Source organism: Pseudomonas citrullilanati (assembly GCF_030580855.1).
GTDB lineage: Bacteria > Pseudomonadota > Gammaproteobacteria > Pseudomonadales > Pseudomonadaceae > Aquipseudomonas > Aquipseudomonas citrulli.
On sequence record NZ_JAUQOP010000002.1, the window covers coordinates 11063 to 31435 of the forward strand.

The following is a 20373-nucleotide window of genomic DNA, read 5'->3' on the forward strand; positions in this document are numbered from 1 at the left end:
TCAAAAACCTGCAAAGGAGATCAAGTTGCTGCCGGTCGGGTTTCGCGCCGACGGCGCCAGGATCCCATCGTAACCATTGGCCTTGGCCCAGGCACCAATCTGGTGGGTCTGGGTGTAATTGTTGCCGGTGATGCTCTTGAGGGACACCCCCAGTTGCTTGCGCACGTCGGCCCGGGTCAGGTCGAGGACGTTGTTGAGCTGGACCTTCTTGCTCACCAGCACCCGCGTGGACAGGTCCACGCCCCAGTGGTTGACCTCGCCCATGGCGGTCTTGCGCGAGTTGGCGCCATAGACCCCACCCAGGCCCGGGGCGGTGTACCGGTGCCGGGCGGCCACGTTCCACTTGTGCGCCGTCCAGGTCGTGCTGATCCGCCCGGGTTCCTCGAAGCGGTAGACCGTCCGGTTGACCTTGCGCCCCTTCGGCGGCGTGGTGCACTTCATCAACCCCAGCGGGTCGATCCAGCTCACCGGGTTCGGCGCGTACTGGTAGAGGTTCAGGCCACCGGCCAGGCCGATGGGGTCCGGCGTGGTGAAGCGGCCGATGTCCGGGTCGTAGAAGCGCAAGGTGTTGTAGTGCAGGCCGGTTTCCCGGTCCAGGTACTGGCCCTGGAACCGCAGGTTCTGCTCTTCGATGTAATACGGTTCGCGCAGTTCTTCGGCGGTGTTGCCCCACACCTGGTAGCGGGCGCGCCACAGCGTATGGCCATCGCTTTCCGAGAGCTGCTCGGGCTGGCCGTTGAAGTCGTTGTGGTAGTAGCGGACTTTCTGTTGGTCGCCGAGGCCATCGACCCTCGCCAAGGGCTCGTGACCTTCATCGGCGTAGATGTAGAGGCTGGTCTGGCCGTTGCGGTGTTCCTGCAGCAATTGCAGCGCATCCCAGGTGAAGCGGGTGCGACCCAGCAGGACGGCGTGGCGGTCGTATTCGGCCTTTTCGATGCGTCGGCCCAGCGGGTCGTAGGTCATCTTCACGACCGAGCCGTTGTCGTTATGCACCTCCACCAGGCGCTGCTCGGCGTCGTACTTGAAGCGCTGGACACCGCGACGGCTGCTGCGCTTCTCCACCATGCGGCCGAAGCCGTCGTAGCGGTAGCGCTTGTCCTGATAGGTCAGCAGGCGGTTATGGGCGACATGGCCGGTGCCCATCAGCCCGTCCAGCAGGTTGGCGGCCGGATCGTAGGCGAAGCCTTCGCGCTGGCCCTGGAAGTTGTCCTGGCTGGCGAGGATCCGGCCGGTGGCGTCGTAATGCAGCAGTTGGCGATGGGGCGCTTCGGGCTGGTTGTCGAAGCGCTCCACCAGTTGATCGCTGCCGTCATAGGCGAACAGCGACTGCGCCGCCGGCGGCAGCAACGTCGATTGGCCCTGCTGGCGGCGCTGGCGGGCCCGCAGGCGACCGCTGCGGTCGTACTCGCTGCGGGTGCTGAGGCGGCCCTGGGTGCGCAGCACCTCTCGGTGCAGGCGGTCGCGCTCGAAGTCGCTGATGACCTGGCCGTCGAGGTTGATCTGGTGCAAATGGCCGCTGCCATAGTGCAAGCGGTTCAGCCAGCGACCATCGGGGAGCTGCGTCTGGGTGAGGTTGCCCAGTTCGTCGTAGCGATGCTCCAGGCGGCCGGCCCAGCCCTGTTCGGCGATCAGTTGCCCAAGCGCGTCGTAGCAAAAACCGATGCTCTGCTGTTCACCGGCCAGGTCGGTGAAGGTGATGGCTTCGACCTGGTCGAGATCGTCATAACGGTACTCGGTGCGCCCGTCGGCGGTGACTTTGGCGACCAGCCGGCCCATGGCATCGCGTTGCAGCTCATGGACGATGGGCGCTTGCGGCGAGAGGTCCAGGTCGGTGCTGCCGGGAACGGCAACGGCTTCCACGCGGGTCACGTTGTCCAGCGGGTCATAGGCGTAGCGCTTGAGGCTGCCGTCCAGGCTTTGCTGGGCGCTCAGGCGATCGGCGGCGTCCCAGGCGAACCGATAGCGCTCGCCGTTTTCGTTGGTCAGGGCCAGCAGCCGGCCATAGTGGTCGTAGCTCAGTTCTATCCGCCGGCCATGGGCGTCGGTGCGCATGCGCAACTGCCCGCTCGGGGTGTGCTGGAAACAGGTGGTGTGCCCGGCGGGGTCGCTGTAGGCGATCAACTGGCCGCTGGCATCGCGCTGGTAGTGTTCGCTGCGGCCGTCCGGCAGTTGCTTGCTTAGCAACCGGCCTTGGTCGTCATAGCTGAAATGCGTGCGTTCCCCCAGCGCATCGCTGCTGCTGAGCAGCAACCCGCGCTCGTCGTAGCTCAGCCGGGTGGTGTAGCCGGAGCAGTCGGTGTGTTCGCTGAGCTGGCCGAGGGCCGTCCAGCGCATCGTCTTGCGCTTGCCGCTGGCATCGATGATTTCCACCACCTGGCCGTGGGCATCGTGGCGATAGCGGGTGACGTGGCCCAAGGGATCGGTTTCAGCGATGCGATTGCCCCGCGCGTCATAGCGGTATTGCCAGGTATTGCCGGCCGCGTCGGTTTCCGCCAGGGGCAGGGCCCAGTGTTCGAGCCACAGAGTCGATTCGCTGCGCCCGAGCGGGTCGAGGGTCTGGCACAGATTGCCCGCTTCGTCATAGCTGAACTGGTGCTGCCCGCCGTTGGGATCGGTGGCGCCCAGCAGTTGGCTTTCGTCGTTCCACTGGAACGTCCAGGTGCGGTCCAGGGCATCGGTGGCTTCGGTAATCTGGTAGCGGGCATCCCAGCGCCGGGTGCTGAGCCGATTCAAACCGTCGGTGATGCGGGTGACCCCGGCGCCGAGGTCATAGGCGAAGGTGTAGGTGTCGCCAGCGTCGGTCCAGTGACGGACCACGCGCCATTCCCGGTCTTCGACCAGGGCCCATTCGTAGAAGCAGCGCAGGCCCGTAGGCAACTGGTGTTCCACCATTCGCCGCCCGAGGTCGTAGGCGTAACGCCGCTTGACCTGGCCGTCGGACTGGCGGACCTGGGCCAGATCCCCCTGGGTGTCGTAGTCGTAGTGCATCAGCACATCGCGACGCTGGTCGGGGTAGAGGCGCTCGATCCGGCTGACCCGTCGTGGCCAGCGTTCGTCGTAGGCCAGCTCCGCCTGCACCAGGTCGAAGGTGTCGCGCAGCCGCACCAGGCGCCCGGAGTCGTCGTAATCGAGGTGGATGCGGTTGTCGTTGCGGTCGCCAAGCCGGTCGAGGCGCAGCCTTGCAGCATGACCTGGGGTCGGTGCGAACAGGCGATACAAGCCGTCCGCGCTTTCGATCAGCAGTTCGCCGTTGACGTGCCGTCGCACGCTGAGCCCTTCGCCCGGGCTGAACACCGCACCGCCCAGGGGAATCGAGCCCATGTCGATACGCCGACCCTGCTCGTCGGTATACACCAGGGTGTCGCCGCCCTCGGGGTGGGGCAGGATCTCGACGCACACCTCGTAGACGACGCTCCAGCCGGCGCCGAACAACGTGTCGCGGCGTTCGTCGCGGCTGTTGTAGAAACGCTGCCAGTCGATCGGCAGGATGCCCGGCAGGACGAAGTCCAGCTCCTCGACATCCCCCAGCACCTTGGCACCCGTGGTGGCATGCACCGGGTTCGACGAACCCATGGCCGCGTTGGCCGCCGCACCCATTGCGCTGCTGACCGCCATCGATGCCGCGCCGCCCACCAGCATGCAGGGCAGGTTACTCAGGAACTTGCCCTTGCCGCCCTTGAGCATCAGCAGCGCGGTCACCGCCAAGCCCACGCCCGGTGTCTTGCCGCTGCGGATCTCGCGCACCACCACGGTGCCGCCGCCGATGGTCACGTCGGGGGAAATCAGCCCGGACGACACCACCGTCGCCTCGCACGTACTGCGGTCACCGCTGCGCACGGCGGGCTGGCCGTTGATGGTGACCTTGTCCGAGCCTTCGGCCAGGAACTGCGGTGGCATCGGCGGATGCTTCAGGCAGGTGACCATGTCCAGCGGCTTGGGCACGGCGCCGGGAGCGGGCGTGGCGACGGTGGGGCGCCACATCTGCGAGAAGAAGCTCTCGGCCATGTCCAGGTAGCTGGGTTCGGGAGCTTCCAGCTCGGTGCCGGCCGGCGCGACGTGGGACTCGATGGCCCCGGCGGCGCGGGCGGCCGGAATGTTGTTGGTCAGGGTGTCGGTGGAACCGGTGAGGATGTTGGCCTGCACCGTGGGCGGGAAGAGGGCATTGCCGATACCCTCGCATAAATCGCTCAGGCCCTTGTCGGCCCCGGTCTTGCTCATGGCGAGGCCGACCACGGCCCCCACCACGGCGCCGAGCAGGAAACAGCCGAGCCCACCGGTGGCGACGGTGATGCCGGTGGCCGCGACCACGGCGGCGGTGGCGACGGCGGTGATCGCGATGTTGGCCGCCACCTCCAGGACGCCGCCGAGGATGTCGGCCATCATCGAGGTGTGGTTCAGCGCATCGCCCAGGCGGGCCGCCCAGAGCGCGTCAGACATGCCGGTCGCTCATCAGGCTGGCACGTCAAACGACAGCGAGCCCTTGATGCTGGCCCAATGGGCGGCTTCGGCCTCGCCGAGCTTCTCGGCCTTGACGTAGCTCAGGGCGAACATCTTGCGGGTGCCGGGCAGCACCAGGGCCAGCTGGTATTGGAAGACCTTTTCGTTGCCCTTGTTGAACTGGCTGCGCAACTCGATGGCTTCGACTTCCTGGTTGGCGCCCACGCGCACGGTGGCGCCCGGTTGGCAGCGCAGCTCCTGGACCTGTTTTTCCAGGCGCTTGAGTTGATCGTCGAGGTTGCTTTGCAGGGTCTCGCCTTCGGCCAGCAGGCTTCGGCTGACGATCAAGGACGTGCCCAGCTCGGGGAACTTGAGGATGTTGATCGTCGCGTCCAGCAATTCGCCGGGCGGCAGTTGGAACTGGAATTCGTTGATGCGGTAAGTCATGGCACCTGGATCTCTGGATTAACCCTGGGGGAACGCGGCTTTGATATTGGCGTCGATGCTGCCCTTGACGCCCTGGCCGTCCGGCGTGGCACCGGGGCCGCCGCCGTTGTTCAGGTGCAGCACGCCACCGGTGTTGAACTCGGCATCGCCGCTGGCATAGAAGCTGATTTGCACGCCGGTCAGGTTGATCTGGCCGCTGGCATTGAGCTCCAGGATGCTTTCACCGCACACCAGGCGCAGGTTTTCGCCCACCTCGATGACGTAGCTCTGGCTGATGCTGTCGGTCTTGCGCAGGCCCACCGAGAGGATGTCTTCCTGCTTGACGATGCGTAGGCGGTTGTTGCCGATGGTCACCGTCTCGTTGTGGCCGATGCTCTTGTTGCGGTCATGACCCACCGAATGGCTTTCGTCCACCTCCACCACGATGTCCTGGTTGCGCTCGGCATGGATGTACAACTGCTCGGCGCCTTTCTTGTCTTCCATGCGGATTTCGTTGAAGTTCGCCGGCGTGCCGCCCTTGCTCGAACGGCTCTTCATGCCGCTCTGGGTCGCGTTTTCCGGCAGGTCATAGGGCACGGTCTGTTCGGCGTTGTAGACGCGGCCGGTGATGATCGGCCGGTCCGGGTCGCCTTCGAGGAAGCTGACGATCACTTCCTGGCCGATGCGCGGAATCTGCATCGAGCCCCAGTTCTTGCCGGCCCATGCCTGCGATACGCGAATCCAGCACGAACTGTTCTCGTTGGATTGGTCGTGGCGGTCCCAGTAGAAGTGCACCTTCACCCGGCCGAATTGGTCGGTCCAGATTTCCTCGCCCTTGGGCCCCACCACCAGTGCAGTCTGCGGGCCCTTGACGACGGGACGGTGGGTGGTGGCCATCGGCCGATAGCTCTGCTGGGCGTCGATGCAGGTCAGGCTGCTTTCGAACTGTGCCGAAGGCGCGCCGCCGCTGGTTTCGCCGCTTTCCTGGGAGATGTAGTAGCGGGCGCCGACGATCAGGTATTCGCGGTTCTGGTCCTGGCGCGTGAAGCCGGTCAGGCTGAACAGATGGCCGGACCCCAGGCCCCGGGCATTGCCGGCCAGCTCCACCTGTTCGTGCAGGGTCTGCAAGGCTTCGATGCGGGTGCGGGCGTAGTGTTCGCCGTCCTCGCTCTGTACGTAGGTGCCGGGATAATCGTACAGCGGATAGTCGCCGGCGGCGTGTGGGCGCGGCATCGCCGAGCGCACGTCGATGCGTGCGCTGGGGCGCTGGAAGTCGTAGTCGTTGAGCTCCAGCGAGCCGGGCTGGACTTCCTGGGCCAGGTGCCAATCGTGAATATGGTCGCGCTCGCGTTGCTGCTCGTTTTTCGGGTAGTAGGGCACCGACCCGTAGCCCGGCGCGCTGGTGTGCGCACCGTAGGCATCGGCCAGCACCAGCACGTGGCGGCCTTGTTCATGGCGGAAGAAGTAGTAGATGCCTTCCTGTTCCATCAGTCGGCTGACGAAGTCGAAGCTGGTCTCGCGATACTGCACGCAGTATTCCCACTCGCGATAAGGCCGGCTCAGGGCGTCTTCGAAATCGGAGAAACCCAGGTCGCGGAACACCTGCTTGATGATCTGCGGGATGGTCAGGTTCTGGAAAATCCGGCAATCGGAAGTGCGGGTCAGCAGCCATAGCCAAGGCCTGAGCGTGACCTGGTAGCTGGAGAACTGGCCCTGGTCGACGTTCTGGCTGCAACGGGCAACGATGCCGTGGAAATACCGCTCGCTGCCACCGTCCAGTTGCAGGCTCACGCACATGGGTTTGCCGAGCAACTGGTTGAGGTCGATGGCGTTGTCCAGCGAGTGCAGCTGCAACTCGTAGTTGAACAGCCTTCCCAGCTCTTCGCCGCCACCCATGTCCTTGAGCAGCAGCACCTCGGGCCCGAGGGGGCTGGTGATTTTGGCCAGGCGTGAGGCTTGGTTGAATAACATCGGTTATCTCGTGCAGGTTGTAGAAGCTGAAGGAGCCGAATAGCCACTGTCGCAGATGCGCCTGTGGGAGCGAGCTTGCTCGCGATAGCGGTGTGCCAGTCAATATGAATGTTAAATGTGACGGCGCTATCGCGAGCAAGCTCGCTCCCACAGGGGCCTACAGTGTGCCTTAGGTCACGCCGCGTCGCTGAAATCGTACTGCAATTCGTTATCCACCGCGCGGATGTGCACGCCGGCCATGGCCTTGCCTTCGAGCATGCGGGTCAGGAACTCGCGGCTCATGTCCGGCAGCAGGCTGTTGGTCAGGATGGTGTCGATCATGCGGCCGCCGCTTTCGGTTTCGGTGCAGCGCGAGACGATCAGGTCGATCACCGCGTCGTCGTAGTCGAACGCGACCTTGTGGGTGCTTTCCACGCGCTTCTTGATGCGGTTGAGTTGCAGGCGGGTGATGGCCTTGAGCATTTCGTCGCTGAGCGGGTAATACGGGATCGTCACCAGGCGGCCGAGCAGGGCCGGCGGGAAAATCTCCAGCAGCGGCTGGCGCAGGGCCTTGGCGATTTCCTCCGGCTCGGGCACGTTCCGCGGGTCTTTGCAGACGTCGGCGATCAGCTCGGTGCCGGCGTTGGTGGTCAGCAGGATCAAGGTGTTCTTGAAGTCGATCACCCGGCCTTCACCGTCCTCCATGACCCCTTTGTCGAACACCTGGAAGAAGATCTCGTGCACGTCCGGGTGGGCTTTCTCCACCTCGTCCAGCAGCACCACGCTGTACGGTTTGCGCCGCACGGCTTCGGTCAGCACGCCGCCTTCGCCGTAGCCGATGTAGCCCGGTGGCGCGCCCTTGAGGGTGGACACGGTATGGGCTTCCTGGAACTCGCTCATGTTGATGGTGATGACGTTCTGCTCGCCGCCGTACATGGCTTCGGCCAGGGCCAGGGCGGTTTCGGTCTTGCCCACCCCGGAGGTGCCGGCGAGCATGAACACGCCAATCGGCTTGCTCGGGTTGTCGAGGCCGGCGCGGGAGGTCTGGATGCGCTTGGCGATCATCTGCAAGGCGTGGTCCTGGCCGATGATGCGCTTCTTCAAGTGCTGGTCGAGGTTGAGCACGGTTTCCAGTTCGTTGCGGGCCATGCGGCCCACCGGGATCCCGGTCCAGTCGGCGACCACCGAGGCCACGGCCTGGTAGTCCACGGTCGGCAGGATCAGCGGGTTCTCGCCTTGCAGGGCGGTCAGGCGCTGTTGCAGGTCCACCAGTTTTTCCCGCAGGGCGTGGCTTTCGTTGTCGGAAGCTTCGCTACCGTCATCGCTGTCCACCACGCCGACGCGCTCGCGCAGGGTGGCGCGGGTGGCGAGCAGTTCGTCCACCAGGGTTTTCTCTTCGGCCCAGCGGCTTTCCAGCTCGGCCAGGCGTTCGCGCTCGGCGCTCAGCAGGCCCTCGGTCTGGGTCTGGCGGGTGCCGATCACCACGCCGATGGCGTGTTCGCGGGCGATGATCTGCAGCTCGGTTTCCAGCGCTTCGATGCGCCGGCGGCTGTCGTCCACTTCGGCCGGCACCGCGTGCAGGCTGATGGCGACGCGGGCGCAGGCGGTGTCCAGCAGGCTCACGGATTTGTCCGGCAACTGGCGCGCGGGAATGTAGCGGTGGGACAGCTTGACCGAGGCTTCCAGGGCTTCGTCGAGGATCTGCACCTGGTGGTGCTGCTCCATGGTCGAGGCCACGCCGCGCATCATCAGCAAGGCCTTGTCTTCCGACGGCTCGGCCACTTGCACCACCTGGAAACGACGGGTCAGGGCCGGGTCTTTCTCGATGTGTTTCTTGTACTCGGCCCAGGTGGTGGCGGCCACCGTACGCAAGGTCCCACGGGCCAATGCCGGCTTGAGCAGGTTGGCCGCGTCACCCGTGCCGGCGGCGCCACCGGCACCCACCAGGGTGTGGGCTTCGTCGATGAACAGGATGATCGGCTTGGGCGAGGCCTGGACGTCTTCGATGACCTGGCGCAGGCGCTGTTCGAACTCGCCTTTCATGCTCGCGCCGGCCTGCAACAGGCCGACATCGAGGCTGCGCAGTTCCACGTCCTTGAGGGACGGCGGCACGTCGCCGGCGACGATGCGCAGGGCAAAGCCTTCGACCACGGCGGTCTTGCCCACGCCGGCTTCACCAGTGAGGATCGGGTTGTTCTGCCGGCGGCGCATGAGGATGTCCACCAGTTGGCGGATCTCTTCGTCACGGCCGACGATCGGGTCGAGCTTGCCGCTGCGAGCCTGCTCGGTGAGGTCGACGGTAAAGCGCTTGAGGGCTTCCTGCTTGCCCATGGCGCTGGGGGCCATGGCGCCGCTGGCTTCGCCGGGCACGGCGCCGGCGTTGAAGCCGTCGCTGGCGGTCAGGGCGTTTTCCGGGGAATCGCCGACGTATTCGTCAAAGCGCTCGCTCAGGGCTTCGGCCTTGACCTTGTCGAACTCCGACGACAGGCCCAGCAACGCGTGGCGCAGGCTCGGCGTCTTGAGGATACCGAGCACCAGGTAGCCGGTGCGCACCTGGCTTTCGCCGAACATCAGGCTGCCGTAGACCCAGCCGCGCTCCACGGCCTCTTCGACATGGGACGACAAGTCGGTGATCGACGTCGAGCCCCGTGGCAGGCGGTCCAGTGCATCGGTCAGGTCGCGGGCCAGGCGCGCCGGCTCGACGTTGAACTGGCGGATGATGCGGTGCAGGTCCGAGTCCTGCAGTTGCAGCAATTGGTGGAACCAGTGGGCCAGCTCCACGTAGGGGTTACCGCGCAGCTTGCAGAACACGGTGGCGGCTTCGATGGCTTTGTAGGCCACGCTGTTGAGTTTGCCGAACAACGCGGCGCGACTGATTTCACCCATGCTCATGGCTCCTTGAGGTCTGTGAGGTGTTGGCCTGTTCGGCGTAGTGCCGGGCCAGTATGAGATCGTTGGCATCTTTTTCGGGCCGCCCCAGCCAGGTGTTGAAGCCCAGGCGGAAACGGCCATTGAGTTGTAGCGCCGGGACTTCGGGCTGCTCCAGGACCAGGTTCAGGTCCCAGTCCAGTTCGTGGCCCAGGTATTCGGCGACCCAGGCCACCAGTTCGTTGAACGGCTGGCTACCGGGCAGCATGCCCATGTAGTCGACCAGCTTGAGCGGGCCCAGGCGAATGCGGAATTTGTGCTGGCGATCCCAGACGTAGCGACCCAGGCAGAAGTCCACGCCCAGTTGGTGGGCGCTGACGCCGACGCGGCTACGCTCCGGCAACTCCAGCCATTGGCCGACGTATTCTTCGATCTCCACCGGCAGGCCGAAATACTCGCCGAGGATCGCCTTCAAGCCGTCCGGGTAGCGGGTTTGCGCCGACAGGTGGCCGCTGTAGTGCAGCTTCGCCGTGTCGGGGATCAGCCCCTGCTTGAGCAGGCTTGGCATGCCTCGACCGCTCAATGACGCCAGGCGCGCCGACCAGTAGTCGTCGTCCGGACGGTCGTGGCTGACCGTTGGCCGTGCTTCGGCCCAGGCCCGGTAGAACAGGCTGAGCAAGCGATGATGGAACACGTCGAGGAAGCGCTTGCTGGTGCTGTCGGCGTTGTTGCGCTGGCGCTCGCGTACGTATTCGGTGACGTGCAGCGGCATCGGCCCGTTGGGGCCGCCGAGGCCGAAGAAGAACTGCTCCAGGCGCGCCGGCGTGCCGTCGCCGCCCGGTTGCACCGAGGCGAGGGTAGCCGGGGCGAAGGTGCACTCGGCTTGTTGGCCGAGGCGCAGCGGGTCATCGGCCAGGCGCAACGAATGGCCCAGGCGCGGCAGCTCGGGGGATTCACACTCGATACGCCGCAACGCCTGGAAGAAGTCGTATTCCCAGGGCTCCTGGTGCATCGCTTCCAGGGTACTCACAGGGTCGGACGACGTCCGGGCTTGGCTTTCCATCGCATGATCTCGCCGCGTTCGGTGGTACGAATCACCGTCTCGGTAAAGCTGTTGATCGACACGTAGCGTGCCAGGAAGCGCTCGAACACCGCGCCGAGCAGGAAGACGCCGGTGCCGCGGAACGCGTTTTCATCGAACTCCAGGGTGATCTCCAGGCCGCGGCCAAAGACGATCGGGCCGGGCATCGGCAGGCGCCGGGTGCAGGCCTTGCTGCTGACTTCGCGCAGGCCTTCGATCTGCAATTGCAGCGCCGCATCGTTGCTGTCGCCGTACAGGCGCAACAATTCGCGCAGCGCGGCGGCGCCCTGGCCTTGTTCGCTGAGGGACAGGTAGTTCAGCGACAATTGGCTGATCAGCCGCCAGGCCTTGGCGTCGTGGGCATGGCTGGCCCGTGGCCGACTGGGCCCGGCCACGCAGCGCACCGCGCCGACCGGTGCACTGTCGGCCAGGGTGAAGTCGGTCTTGCCGCTGCCCACGCTCATGAACAGCGGCAGGTCGCGGTTGGTGCACAACGCCGTCACGCCCAGTTGGCGCAGGTCGTGGCGGTAGGGCGCTTGCCGGCTGTCCACCAGGCTGACGAAGGTTTCGCTGCCGATGTAGGTCGAGCGCGGGCCGTTGCGGCGCTGGTCACTGGACAACACCCGCGGTTCACGGCGCACCGTGTAGTAGGCCTGGTCGCGGCCATAGCGGGACGGATCGCGCACGGCGTAGAACGGCAGGAACGGCTGCTCCGGCCCGGTGCCGTGGCCGGTCAGGCCGCTCAGCGAGTGCACCTCGAAATCCATCGGCCGGGTGCGGTCGGCGATCACGTGGTGTTCGTTGACCCGTTCCGACAGGTGAATACGATCCAGGCGCTTGGGGAACAGGTTGATGGCCGGGGTGCAGAACGGCAGGAACTGCGCGGCGCCGACGCTGCCTTCCAGGCTCGGGTCGTGACGGTCGAACAGCACGATCAGCTCCAGCTCCTGGCCGTCGCAACGCTTGACCGCCCGGCCCAGCTGGGTGAAGTCGACGAACAGGAAGCGCTGGGGCAGGGCGAAGTACTCCTGCAACAGGCGATAGCCCTGGAAGGCCCGCGACACCACGGGCAGCGCGGCGTCGGCATCGTCGAAGCCGCGCGAGCGCAGCGCGTCCTGGGGCAGGCGCTCGACCCAGTCGCCGCCGGGTTTGCGCGCGAACACCGCGCAGGCGTTGCCCAGCAGTTGTTCGTAGAGGCGGAATGGCTGTTCGTCGGCGCCGCTGAGGTACAGCGGCAGATTGTCCAGGGCCAGGCTGTTGAACGGCAGTTCGGCGCCGGTGCGCAGGGTCAGGCGCAGGCCGGCCTTGGCCTTCGGCTCGCTGGCGGCCAGGCGCCCGAGTACCGTGGAAGGGTTGCCGAAGTACTCGGCCTGGCTCACCTGCAACGGCCACAACGTCACCGCGTGGGCGGTGCGGTACTCGCAACAGGTCTGGGTCTCACGGCCCAGGGCGGCGCGCAGGACGCTGTCGCGGGGCAGCTCGAAGCCGCTGCTCAACGAGCCTTCGTCCGGGTCGGCCTGCAACTGCACCACGGTCATCGACGGCGTGGGCGCCAGGTAATGGGGGTAGGCGATTTCCAGCAGGTTGTGGGTGAAGGTCGGGTACTCGGCGTCGAGCTTGAGCTGCACCCGCGCCGTCAGGTAGGCGAAGCCTTCCAGCAAGCGCTCCACGTACGGGTCGGCGCAGTCCATGCCGGACAACGTCAGCCGACTGGCGATCTTGGGGTATTCCTTGGCGAACTCCGCCGCGCTTTCGCGCACGTGGTGAAGTTCCTGGTTGTACAGTTCCAGCAAACGCGGGTTCATGAACGTCTCCGCTGGTCGGCGTTGACCACGCGCACGTGGCCGGTCTCCAGGTCCAGGTCGGTTTGCAGCATCAGGCGCAGGGGCACTGGCTGGGCCCAGAGGTCGCCTTCGATCTCGAAGCTCAAGGCGTTATGGTTCATCTCGGCGCTCGCCCGGGCGCGCACGCGCAAGGTATGGCGCAGGATCCGCGGTTCGAACGTGGCGATGGCCTGGTGGATCAGCGTTTCCAGGGCCGAGACATCGACGTTCGACGCGCTGTTGCCCGCCAGTGCCGGCAGCCCGAAATTCACCACCGAGGTGCCCGCCGGCGTATGCAGCGTGGCATCGGCATCGAGCAGGGAGGTGGTGTTGAGCAGCCACGCCAGGTCGCGCAGCACCGAGGCTTTCAACTGGGTGAGCGAGAGCACGCGCTTGTCGGCGCTTTCCTTGGGGTTGGTCGGATCGTCATCGGTCAACCGGTCCAACAGGGACGGTTGCAGGCGATCGCGGGGGGCGATTTCGGTTACCAAGTGAACAGGCCTGTGTAGTTCTTCTGGTCTCCCGAGCCGCGCATGCAGCTAGCGTTGCGTGCGACTGCCGAGGGTTCAAGTTGCCCATTGACCTGGCGTATGGCGCGGTACTCAGACCGACATTCCGGACTGCGTTCATCCACTGTCGTCAGATGAATAACGATGACAATAGGTACTTTGCCGAAGGTCTCAACATGCGATTTGCCTTGTTTGTCGACAGTGAATTGGCAGGGCCATGGCAAGTCGAGTGGCAGTAGGGTTTGGTCGGGTTTGCGTAGCGCACAGTATTGTTGATCATTCACCAACGTGAACGTTTGTCCGCCCATCGAGACGACTTGATCCATCGCGGCGGCTGGCGACGCCGGTGAGGCTTGCTGCCCGGCGCAGGCCGTCATGCTCGAAAGCAGGCAGCTGATCAATACAGTGCAACGAGCCTTGGTCATAGGAGCTCCCAGAACCAGATCGCCCTGGATCGATAGGAAGGATCGTCATACCGGCTGGCGGTAAGGCCACGATTCCAGAGATCGATATGGTCGCCGGTACGACTGTCGGAAGACTCGCCCAGTTGCTGAAAGCAATCCTTGAAGAAGATCAGCCCTTTCTTGTCCATCAACTTGAGGCGTTCTGCTGCGCTGCCGCCGAGAATCAGTGGAGGCCCCAGGTGATGTTTCCACAGCCAGTTCGCCAGCGATTCAGCGCCCCTGGCGTGTTCATGGGCACACTTGGGTTCGGTGTAGGTGGATTTGTTGACCTTGATGGTCAGTTCGGTATTGAGCGTGATGCTCATGCGGATAGCGCACTGGTTCGCCCACGGCCCGTCGCAGGGTTTCGCGTCGGGATAGGTCACCAGCAGATCGGAATAGGCTTTCCATAGATTGATAAACGAAGGTTTGGCCATGGCTCAGACACCGTGCGCTAAGGAATTGGACTCGAGCAAGCACCAAACACCCCCGGCGCAAGGCACCGGGGGCATGTTCGATTACACCTTGACGTTCTGGCGCACGTTCCAGCCGAACTTGACCGGACCGCCTTCCTTGGTGCCGTCGGCTTTCTGTGGCTGGTAGTCCACCAGCACCTTGGCGAAGTTCAGGGTGACGTTTTCGGTCAGGCGATCATCGCTGCCCGAACCGCCGGTGCTCAGGGACGTGATCAGCACTTCTTCGAGGTTGATGACCATGTACTCGACCTGGCTCTCACCGCCGGCCTTGCGCACGGTCAGCTTGACCTTGTCGATGTGCTTGCCGCTGGCGCAGTGCATCATCAGGTTCGGCGAAGCCTTGTCGACGTACTTGGTCAACGACAGGTCCTGGATGTTCACCTTGCCCGCACCACCGCCGCTGCCGGTGTGCATGTTGCCGGACTGGGACATGCCCCAGCTCCAGTTCAGGACGTCGATTTCGTCCTTGTGGGCCTTGTCCATGGACTCGCCCTTGATGTCGCCGATCTTGATGAAAATATCAACAGCCATGTTTTCTCCCTGTGTGGTCTCTACCACGTTGTTTGATTGACGCTGACCTTGCGAAATTGCTGCCGTTGAACGCTACGCAGGCGATCTCCAACCCACCGCGGATCCCTGTGGGAGCGAGCTTGCTCGCGATAGCGGAGTGTCAGTCATGCTCATGACAACTGATCCACCGCCATCGCGAGCAAGCTCGCTCCCACATTGGCCTTGTACCGTCCAATCAATCTTTACGCGCCCTTGGCCGACGGCAGCTTCGATACCAGGCGCAGCGACACGGTCAGCCCTTCGAGCTGGTAGTGCGGGCGCAGGTAGAACTTGGAGTTGTAGTACCCCGGGTTGCCCTCGACTTCCTCGACGATTACCTCGGCCGCCGCCAGTGGGTGCTGGGCCTTGGTGGTCTCGGTGGAGTGCGCCGGGTCGCCGTCGACGTAGTTCAGGATCCAGTCCTGCAACCAGCGTTGCATCTCGTCCTTCTCTTTGAAGGAACCGATCTTGTCGCGCACGATGCACTTGAGGTAGTGAGCGAAGCGGCAGGTGGCGAACAGGTACGGCAGGCGCGCGGCCAGGTTGGCGTTGGCGGTGGCGTCCGGGTCGTCGTATTCGGCCGGTTTCTGCAGCGACTGGGCGCCGATGAACGCGGCGAAGTCGGTGTTCTTCTTGTGCAGCAGCGGCATGAAGCCGTTCTTCGCCAACTCCGCTTCACGGCGGTCCGAGATGGCGATTTCGGTCGGGCACTTCATGTCCACGCCACCGTCGTCGGTCGGGAACGTGTGGGCCGGCAGGTTTTCCACTTCACCGCCAGACTCCACGCCACGGATGCGCGAGCACCAGCCGTAGTGCTTGAACGAGCGGTTGATGTTCACCGCCATCGCGTAGGCGGCGTTGGCCCAGGTGTACTTCGAGCTGTCGGCGCCGTCGGTGTTTTCTTCGAAGGCGAAGGCTTCCACCGGGTCGGTCTTGGCGCCATACGGCAGGCGCGCCAGGAAGCGCGGCATGGTCAGGCCGATGTAGCGCGAGTCTTCCGATTCACGCAGCGAGCGCCAGCCGGCGTATTCCGGCGTGGTGAAGATCTTGGTCAGGTCGCGCGGGTTCGACAGTTCCTGCCACGAGCCCATGCCCATCACGGTCGGCGAGGCGGCGGAAATGAACGGTGCGTGCATGGCCGCGCAGACTTTCGACAGCTCGCCCAGCAGCTCCACGTCCGGTGGCGACTGGTCGAAGTAGTAGTCGCCCACCAGGCAGCCGTAGGGCTCGCCGCCGAACTGGCCGTATTCTTCTTCGTACATTTTCTTGAAGATCGGGCTCTGGTCCCACGCGGTGCCCTTGAACTTCTTCAGGGTCTTGTGCAGGTCGGTCTTGGAGATGTTGAGCACGCGGATCTTGAGCTGCTCGTCGGTCTCGGTGTTGTTGACCAGGTAGTGCAGGCCACGCCAGGCGCTTTCCAACTGCTGGAAGTCGGGGTGGTGGATAACCTGGTTGACCTGGGCGGTGAGCTTGGCGTCGATGGCGGCGATGATCGACTCGATCGATTTGATGGCGTCGTTGGACACCAGGTCGGTCTGCGCCAGGGCCTGTTCGGCCAGGGTGCGCACGGCCGTCTCGACAGCCTCGCGGGCACGCTCGGTCTTGGGCTTGAACTCTTGCAGCAGCAGGGAGGCGAATTCGCTGGTTTCTTCGGTCGCGCCGAGGTTCTGGACGCCTTCGCGGGCGGTATTGTCAGTCATGATCATTGGTCCTGTGCTGGCTTCGGCGCGCTCGCCAGGGCCTGCAACAGCGCTGGGTCCTTGATCGCCTTCATGATGATTTCTTCGGCGCCGGTCTTGCCGTCCATGTAGGTCAGCAGGTTGGCCAGTTGGGTGCGCGCTTCGAGCAGCTTGTTCAGCGAATCGACCTTGCGCGCCACGGCTGCGGGGCTGAAGTCGTCCATGCTTTCGAACGTCAGGTCCAGGCTCAGGTTGCCTTCGCCGGTCAGTTCGTTGGGCACATGGAACGCCACGCGCGGTTGCATGGCCTTGAGGCGCGAGTCGAAATTGTCGACGTCGATTTCGAGGAACTTGCGATCGGCCACCGGTGCCAGAGGCTCTGCGGGCTTGCCGGCGAGATCGGCCATTACCCCCATGACGAAGGGCAACTGGACCTTTTTCTCGGCGCCGTAGAGCTCGACGTCGTACTCGATCTGCACTCGAGGCGCGCGGTTGCGCGCGATGAATTTCTGAGAACTTTGCTTCGCCACGTTGCTGCTCCTGGTCGCTTGAGCGACGGTGTTGGCGTCATCGGTGGTACCGGTGACGTGACTGCGTGATCCGCTCGCTTTTTATTCGCTATCCGGGCCGCGCAGGTTTTCAAATTGACTCATGCCGTCGGGAATCAGGTTGCGCACGATCGCCGCAAAATCGGCATGCACCAGATTCTTCGCCCGGTTCAACAGCACCGGCAGGGGGCTGGAGGGCTCGTGACGGGTGTAGTAAGCGAGAATCCGGTCGAGGCTGCGCACCACGTCATCGCGGTTGGCGATTTCGCCGCTGGCGGCACGCGGTGCCGTTGCCACGCTGCTTGGAGCGGTGGAGTGCTGTTCGCCAGACCCACTGTCATCGTCGGCCGGCGCTTCGCTGTCGTCGGCTTGGGGGGCGAACTGGCCGAGGATCTGCAGGGCCATCTTGAGCGGCTGCTTCAGCGGGCCGAGGTCCACGCCCTGGGCGGATCCCACCTGGTCGCTGACCTCTTGCTCGATGGCTTCTGCGGCGCTGCGGGCCTCTTGCAGGGCGGCGCGGGTCATTGCCAACTGCTCGGGGTCGCTGTCGCGCAGGGCGCCGGCGAGTTGTTCGGCGCCGAGGGTTTCGTCGGCGAAGCTTTGCAGGCCACTGGCGTTGGCGGCGGCGCGCAAGCTCACGGCACCGAAGGTGCGCGAGCGGGCCAGGATGCTTTCGCGCACCAGGCGAATGGTCATGTCGGACGTCAGGCCGGCCAGGGCATTGATGCGCACGGTGGGGTCGTTGTCGTCATCGGCATCCAGGCGCGGATGCAGGTCGGCCCAGTATTGCTTGAGCAATTGGCTGATCAACGTCAGCGAGCTGGCCAGCCCCGGGAGGCCTTCGAGGGCCAGGGAGCTTTGCAGCAGGAAATGGGTAATGCGCAGGTCTTTGCTGCGTTGCAGCAAGTCCAGGCTCTGTTGCTGGATGCTGCGCCATTCAGGCGGTTCGGCAGGCAGGATCGAATCGCCCATGCTGCGCTCGGGCTGGCCCCGGGAGTCACGCTCCAGGCGCAAGAAATCCGCGTCATATTCCAGGTCTTCACCGCAAGGCGAGTTCGCGGAAACGGCGGCGAGCAGCAAAGGCACATCCACTTGGATCGATCTCCCTATCGCCCGTGCACTATGAAGTCGGGCAGTTCACACGAAAGTTCCGGATGGAACTTCTCATGTCCCTTGACGGTAATGGCTCTATAGATGCGCTATGATCTTAAAGTGCCATCACGAACAATCAAGAAGTTGTGCATTTTTGGTGTAGTACTTATCGCTTGTCAAGGTAAGCTATTTCGACTCTGTTACAGTTGTGAGGCGCTTAACAACCCGCGCGACTGGCAGGTCGAGGAAGGTCCCGCGAGAGGCTTTTTGTCATGCAGGCCGGTTAATATTCGCCATCATGCTGGCAAAAAGCCGTTCCGCGGTGGTTGGCAAGATTTTTCGGCGCGTCGCCAGGGCGATTCCCTGTCGGCTTGCCCACGCGCGAAGCGATGCGCAGAAGTATTCAGCAAGGAGGCGTGATGCCGCTGTGTTTGACTATCACTAGTTATCACAAGATTACCCCCGGTCAGTGTTCTGAAAAGTCCATGGATCAGGGCGTGATGGCAATTGGCCGTAATTCCGATAATGACTGGGTATTACCGGATCCCGAGCGCCTGGTGTCCGGCAAACATTGCGTTATTCAATACAAGGACGGGCGCTATTACTTGACCGATAACAGCACTAACGGTGTGGAATTGGTCAAGGCCGGTGTTCGCTTGCGCAAGGGCAACAGCGAGCCCTTGCAGGATGGCGAGGTGATCCGCATCGGCGACTATGAAATCCAGGCCCGCGTCGACTTCAATCTGCCGGTGACCGACAGCAACCCGTTTGCCGAATCCCCCAGCAGCTTCGAAGCCTTGATGGGACGCCAGGCTGCCGCCGCGCCTGCTCCGACGCCGATTCCCGTGTCGATGCCGATGGGTTCGCCTGCGCATTTCCAGGGCGGCTCGGCCATGGACACCCTGCCGGACCTGTTCGATTTCCTGGCGCCCTCCAGTATTCCCCCGGCCACCCAGCCTGACCACGTCCCGGCCCAACAGCACGACTTCCGTCCGCCCACGCCGATACCACGGCCAGCGCCGCCGCCTGTGGTCGAACCGGTGGCGATCAACCCTGGCGCGGTGATCCCGGAAGACTGGGACCTGTTCAGCGACACGCCGGCGCCCGTGGCGGTGCCTCCTGTCGCGGTCGCACCGCCCCCTGTGGCGCCGCCGCCGATGATCGAGCCGATACCCACACCCCCGCCGCCGATCCCGGTCGTGCCAGCCAGCATGCCCGTGGAACCTGTACCCGTGCCAGAAGCACCGGTGACCCGTGTCGAAGCACCGGTCCCTCGCACTGAAGCGCCGGCGGCCGTGGTCGACAGCGCCCAGCCCGACCTGCTGCAAGCATTCCTGCGCGGTGCCGGGCTGGATCAGTTGCGCCTGGACAAGGCCCAGGCCGAGGCGCAAATGGAAAGCATCGGTCGCAGCTACCGGCTGATGGTCGAGGGCCTGATCGATGTCTTGCGCGCCCGCAGCAGCCTCAAGGGGGAGTTCCGCATCCAGCAGACGATGATCCAGCCGGTGGAAAACAACCCACTGAAGTTCGCCCCCAATGTCGATGAGGCGATGCTCTTGCTATTGCGCCACGGCAACCAGGCATTCATGGCGCCGGACGCGGCGGTGCGGGACAGCTTCGATGATTTGCGCGCCCACCAGCTGGCGGTGATGGCCGGGGTGGAAGCCGCGATCAAGCATCTGCTGGCGCGTTTCGAGCCGGCGCAACTGGAAGAACGCATGGGCAAGCCCGGCGGGCTGTCGGGCATTTTCAGTGGCTCGCGACAGGCCCAGTACTGGCAGCAGTTCACCGAGCTCTACAGCAATATTTCCCGGGAAGCCCAGGAGGATTTCCAGGACCTGTTCGGTCGAGAATTCAGCCGCGCCTACGAAGAACACAGCACGCGACAGCGGCGCCGTTGAGCGCCGCCGTCCCCTAACGATACCGACCAGCACACAACGGATAGCTCAAACGTCATTGAGGACGCAGGATGATTCCCAGGTTTTTACTCGCCGTCGCCACCGCGCTTCTGCTGACGGCGTGCGCCAAGGACGGGGCCAAGCCCCAGCCCCAGCCCGAAGAAACTGAAGCCAACACCGCCGCCGTCGAGTTGCATTTTCATGCCATTGCCGGCCTCAACCCCGGTGCCACTGGCCAGCCGGCCCCGGTCCGGGTGCGCATCTTCGAACTGAAGAATGCCGCCACCTTCGGCCGCGCCGATTATTTCGCCCTGGCCGAAAGGGCCCAGGCGACGCTGGGCGCCGACCTGATCGATCAGGACGAGGTGTTGATCCAGCCCAACCAGCAATTGAGCCTGCAACGGGACCTCGATCCGGCCACGCGCCACATCGGCATCCTGGTGGGCTACCGCGAACTGGACCAGTCGCTGTGGCGCACGGTGTTGAATGTCCCGCCGCGCGAATACACCGAATACCAGATCAGCCTCGACGTGCGCGCCGTGCGCAGCAGCGTCGTCGTTACCCCATCCAGCCCTGCCCAATAAGCAATCGGAG

General features: G+C 64.3%; 15 protein-coding genes. 2 read left to right on the forward strand and 13 right to left on the reverse strand.

What is annotated here, in order from left to right:
• The 13 genes from Q6A48_RS01560 to tssA all read right to left on the reverse strand — a co-directional run bounded on the left by Q6A48_RS01560 (position 1) and on the right by tssA (position 17881).
• Positions 1-4437: an RHS repeat-associated core domain-containing protein gene (locus tag Q6A48_RS01560; protein WP_304551439.1), complete on the reverse strand. Its 4437-nt coding sequence runs from the start codon at positions 4435-4437 to the stop codon at positions 1-3.
• 12 nt (positions 4438-4449) lie between these two features.
• Positions 4450-4884, reverse strand: a complete 435-nt coding sequence (locus Q6A48_RS01565; protein WP_304551440.1) for a DcrB-related protein — start codon at positions 4882-4884, stop codon at positions 4450-4452.
• A gap of 18 nt (positions 4885-4902) precedes the next feature.
• Positions 4903-6834, reverse strand: a complete 1932-nt coding sequence (locus tag Q6A48_RS01570) for a type VI secretion system Vgr family protein (protein ID WP_304551441.1) — start codon at positions 6832-6834, stop codon at positions 4903-4905.
• Positions 6835-7008: 174 nt separating this feature from the next.
• On the reverse strand, positions 7009-9699 hold the full coding sequence (gene tssH, locus Q6A48_RS01575) for a type VI secretion system ATPase TssH (RefSeq protein ID WP_304551442.1): 2691 nt from the start codon (positions 9697-9699) through the stop codon (positions 7009-7011).
• The gene (gene tssG / locus Q6A48_RS01580) at positions 9692-10744 is read right to left on the reverse strand and encodes a type VI secretion system baseplate subunit TssG (RefSeq protein WP_304551443.1); all 1053 of its coding nucleotides are present in this window, start codon (positions 10742-10744) and stop codon (positions 9692-9694) included. Before tssG ends, tssH begins: the two co-directional genes overlap by 8 nt.
• Positions 10708-12567 (reverse strand): type VI secretion system baseplate subunit TssF, encoded by a 1860-nt coding sequence (gene tssF / locus Q6A48_RS01585; RefSeq protein WP_304551445.1) that lies wholly within the window; start codon positions 12565-12567, stop codon positions 10708-10710. Before tssF ends, tssG begins: the two co-directional genes overlap by 37 nt.
• Positions 12564-13076, reverse strand: coding sequence for a type VI secretion system baseplate subunit TssE (tssE, locus tag Q6A48_RS01590; RefSeq protein ID WP_304551447.1), 513 nt, complete (start codon positions 13074-13076; stop codon positions 12564-12566). The genes tssF and tssE overlap by 4 nt, the downstream gene beginning before the upstream one ends.
• Entirely contained in the window at positions 13070-13519 is a 450-nt protein-coding gene (locus Q6A48_RS01595; protein ID WP_304551448.1) for a hypothetical protein, read from the reverse strand. Before Q6A48_RS01595 ends, tssE begins: the two co-directional genes overlap by 7 nt.
• Complete coding sequence (locus tag Q6A48_RS01600) at positions 13516-13974, reverse strand: T6SS effector amidase Tae4 family protein (RefSeq protein ID WP_304551449.1); 459 nt, start codon at positions 13972-13974, stop codon at positions 13516-13518. Before Q6A48_RS01600 ends, Q6A48_RS01595 begins: the two co-directional genes overlap by 4 nt.
• Before the next feature lie 81 nt (positions 13975-14055).
• Positions 14056-14544 (reverse strand): Hcp family type VI secretion system effector, encoded by a 489-nt coding sequence (locus Q6A48_RS01605; protein ID WP_304551450.1) that lies wholly within the window; start codon positions 14542-14544, stop codon positions 14056-14058.
• A gap of 221 nt (positions 14545-14765) precedes the next feature.
• Complete coding sequence (tssC, locus tag Q6A48_RS01610) at positions 14766-16262, reverse strand: type VI secretion system contractile sheath large subunit (protein WP_304551451.1); 1497 nt, start codon at positions 16260-16262, stop codon at positions 14766-14768.
• Positions 16263-16264: 2 nt separating this feature from the next.
• Entirely contained in the window at positions 16265-16771 is a 507-nt protein-coding gene (tssB, locus tag Q6A48_RS01615; RefSeq protein WP_003177230.1) for a type VI secretion system contractile sheath small subunit, read from the reverse strand.
• A gap of 81 nt (positions 16772-16852) precedes the next feature.
• Complete coding sequence (gene tssA / locus Q6A48_RS01620; RefSeq protein ID WP_304551456.1) at positions 16853-17881, reverse strand: type VI secretion system protein TssA; 1029 nt, start codon at positions 17879-17881, stop codon at positions 16853-16855.
• 419 nt (positions 17882-18300) lie between these two features.
• On the opposite strand from tssA, the gene tagH reads away from it, so the two are divergent.
• Both tagH and tssJ read left to right on the forward strand, forming a co-directional pair.
• Positions 18301-19782: a type VI secretion system-associated FHA domain protein TagH gene (tagH, locus tag Q6A48_RS01625; protein ID WP_304551459.1), complete on the forward strand. Its 1482-nt coding sequence runs from the start codon at positions 18301-18303 to the stop codon at positions 19780-19782.
• Positions 19783-19850: 68 nt separating this feature from the next.
• Entirely contained in the window at positions 19851-20363 is a 513-nt protein-coding gene (gene tssJ, locus Q6A48_RS01630) for a type VI secretion system lipoprotein TssJ (protein ID WP_304551461.1), read from the forward strand.
• The last annotated feature ends 10 nt before the right edge of the window (positions 20364-20373 follow it).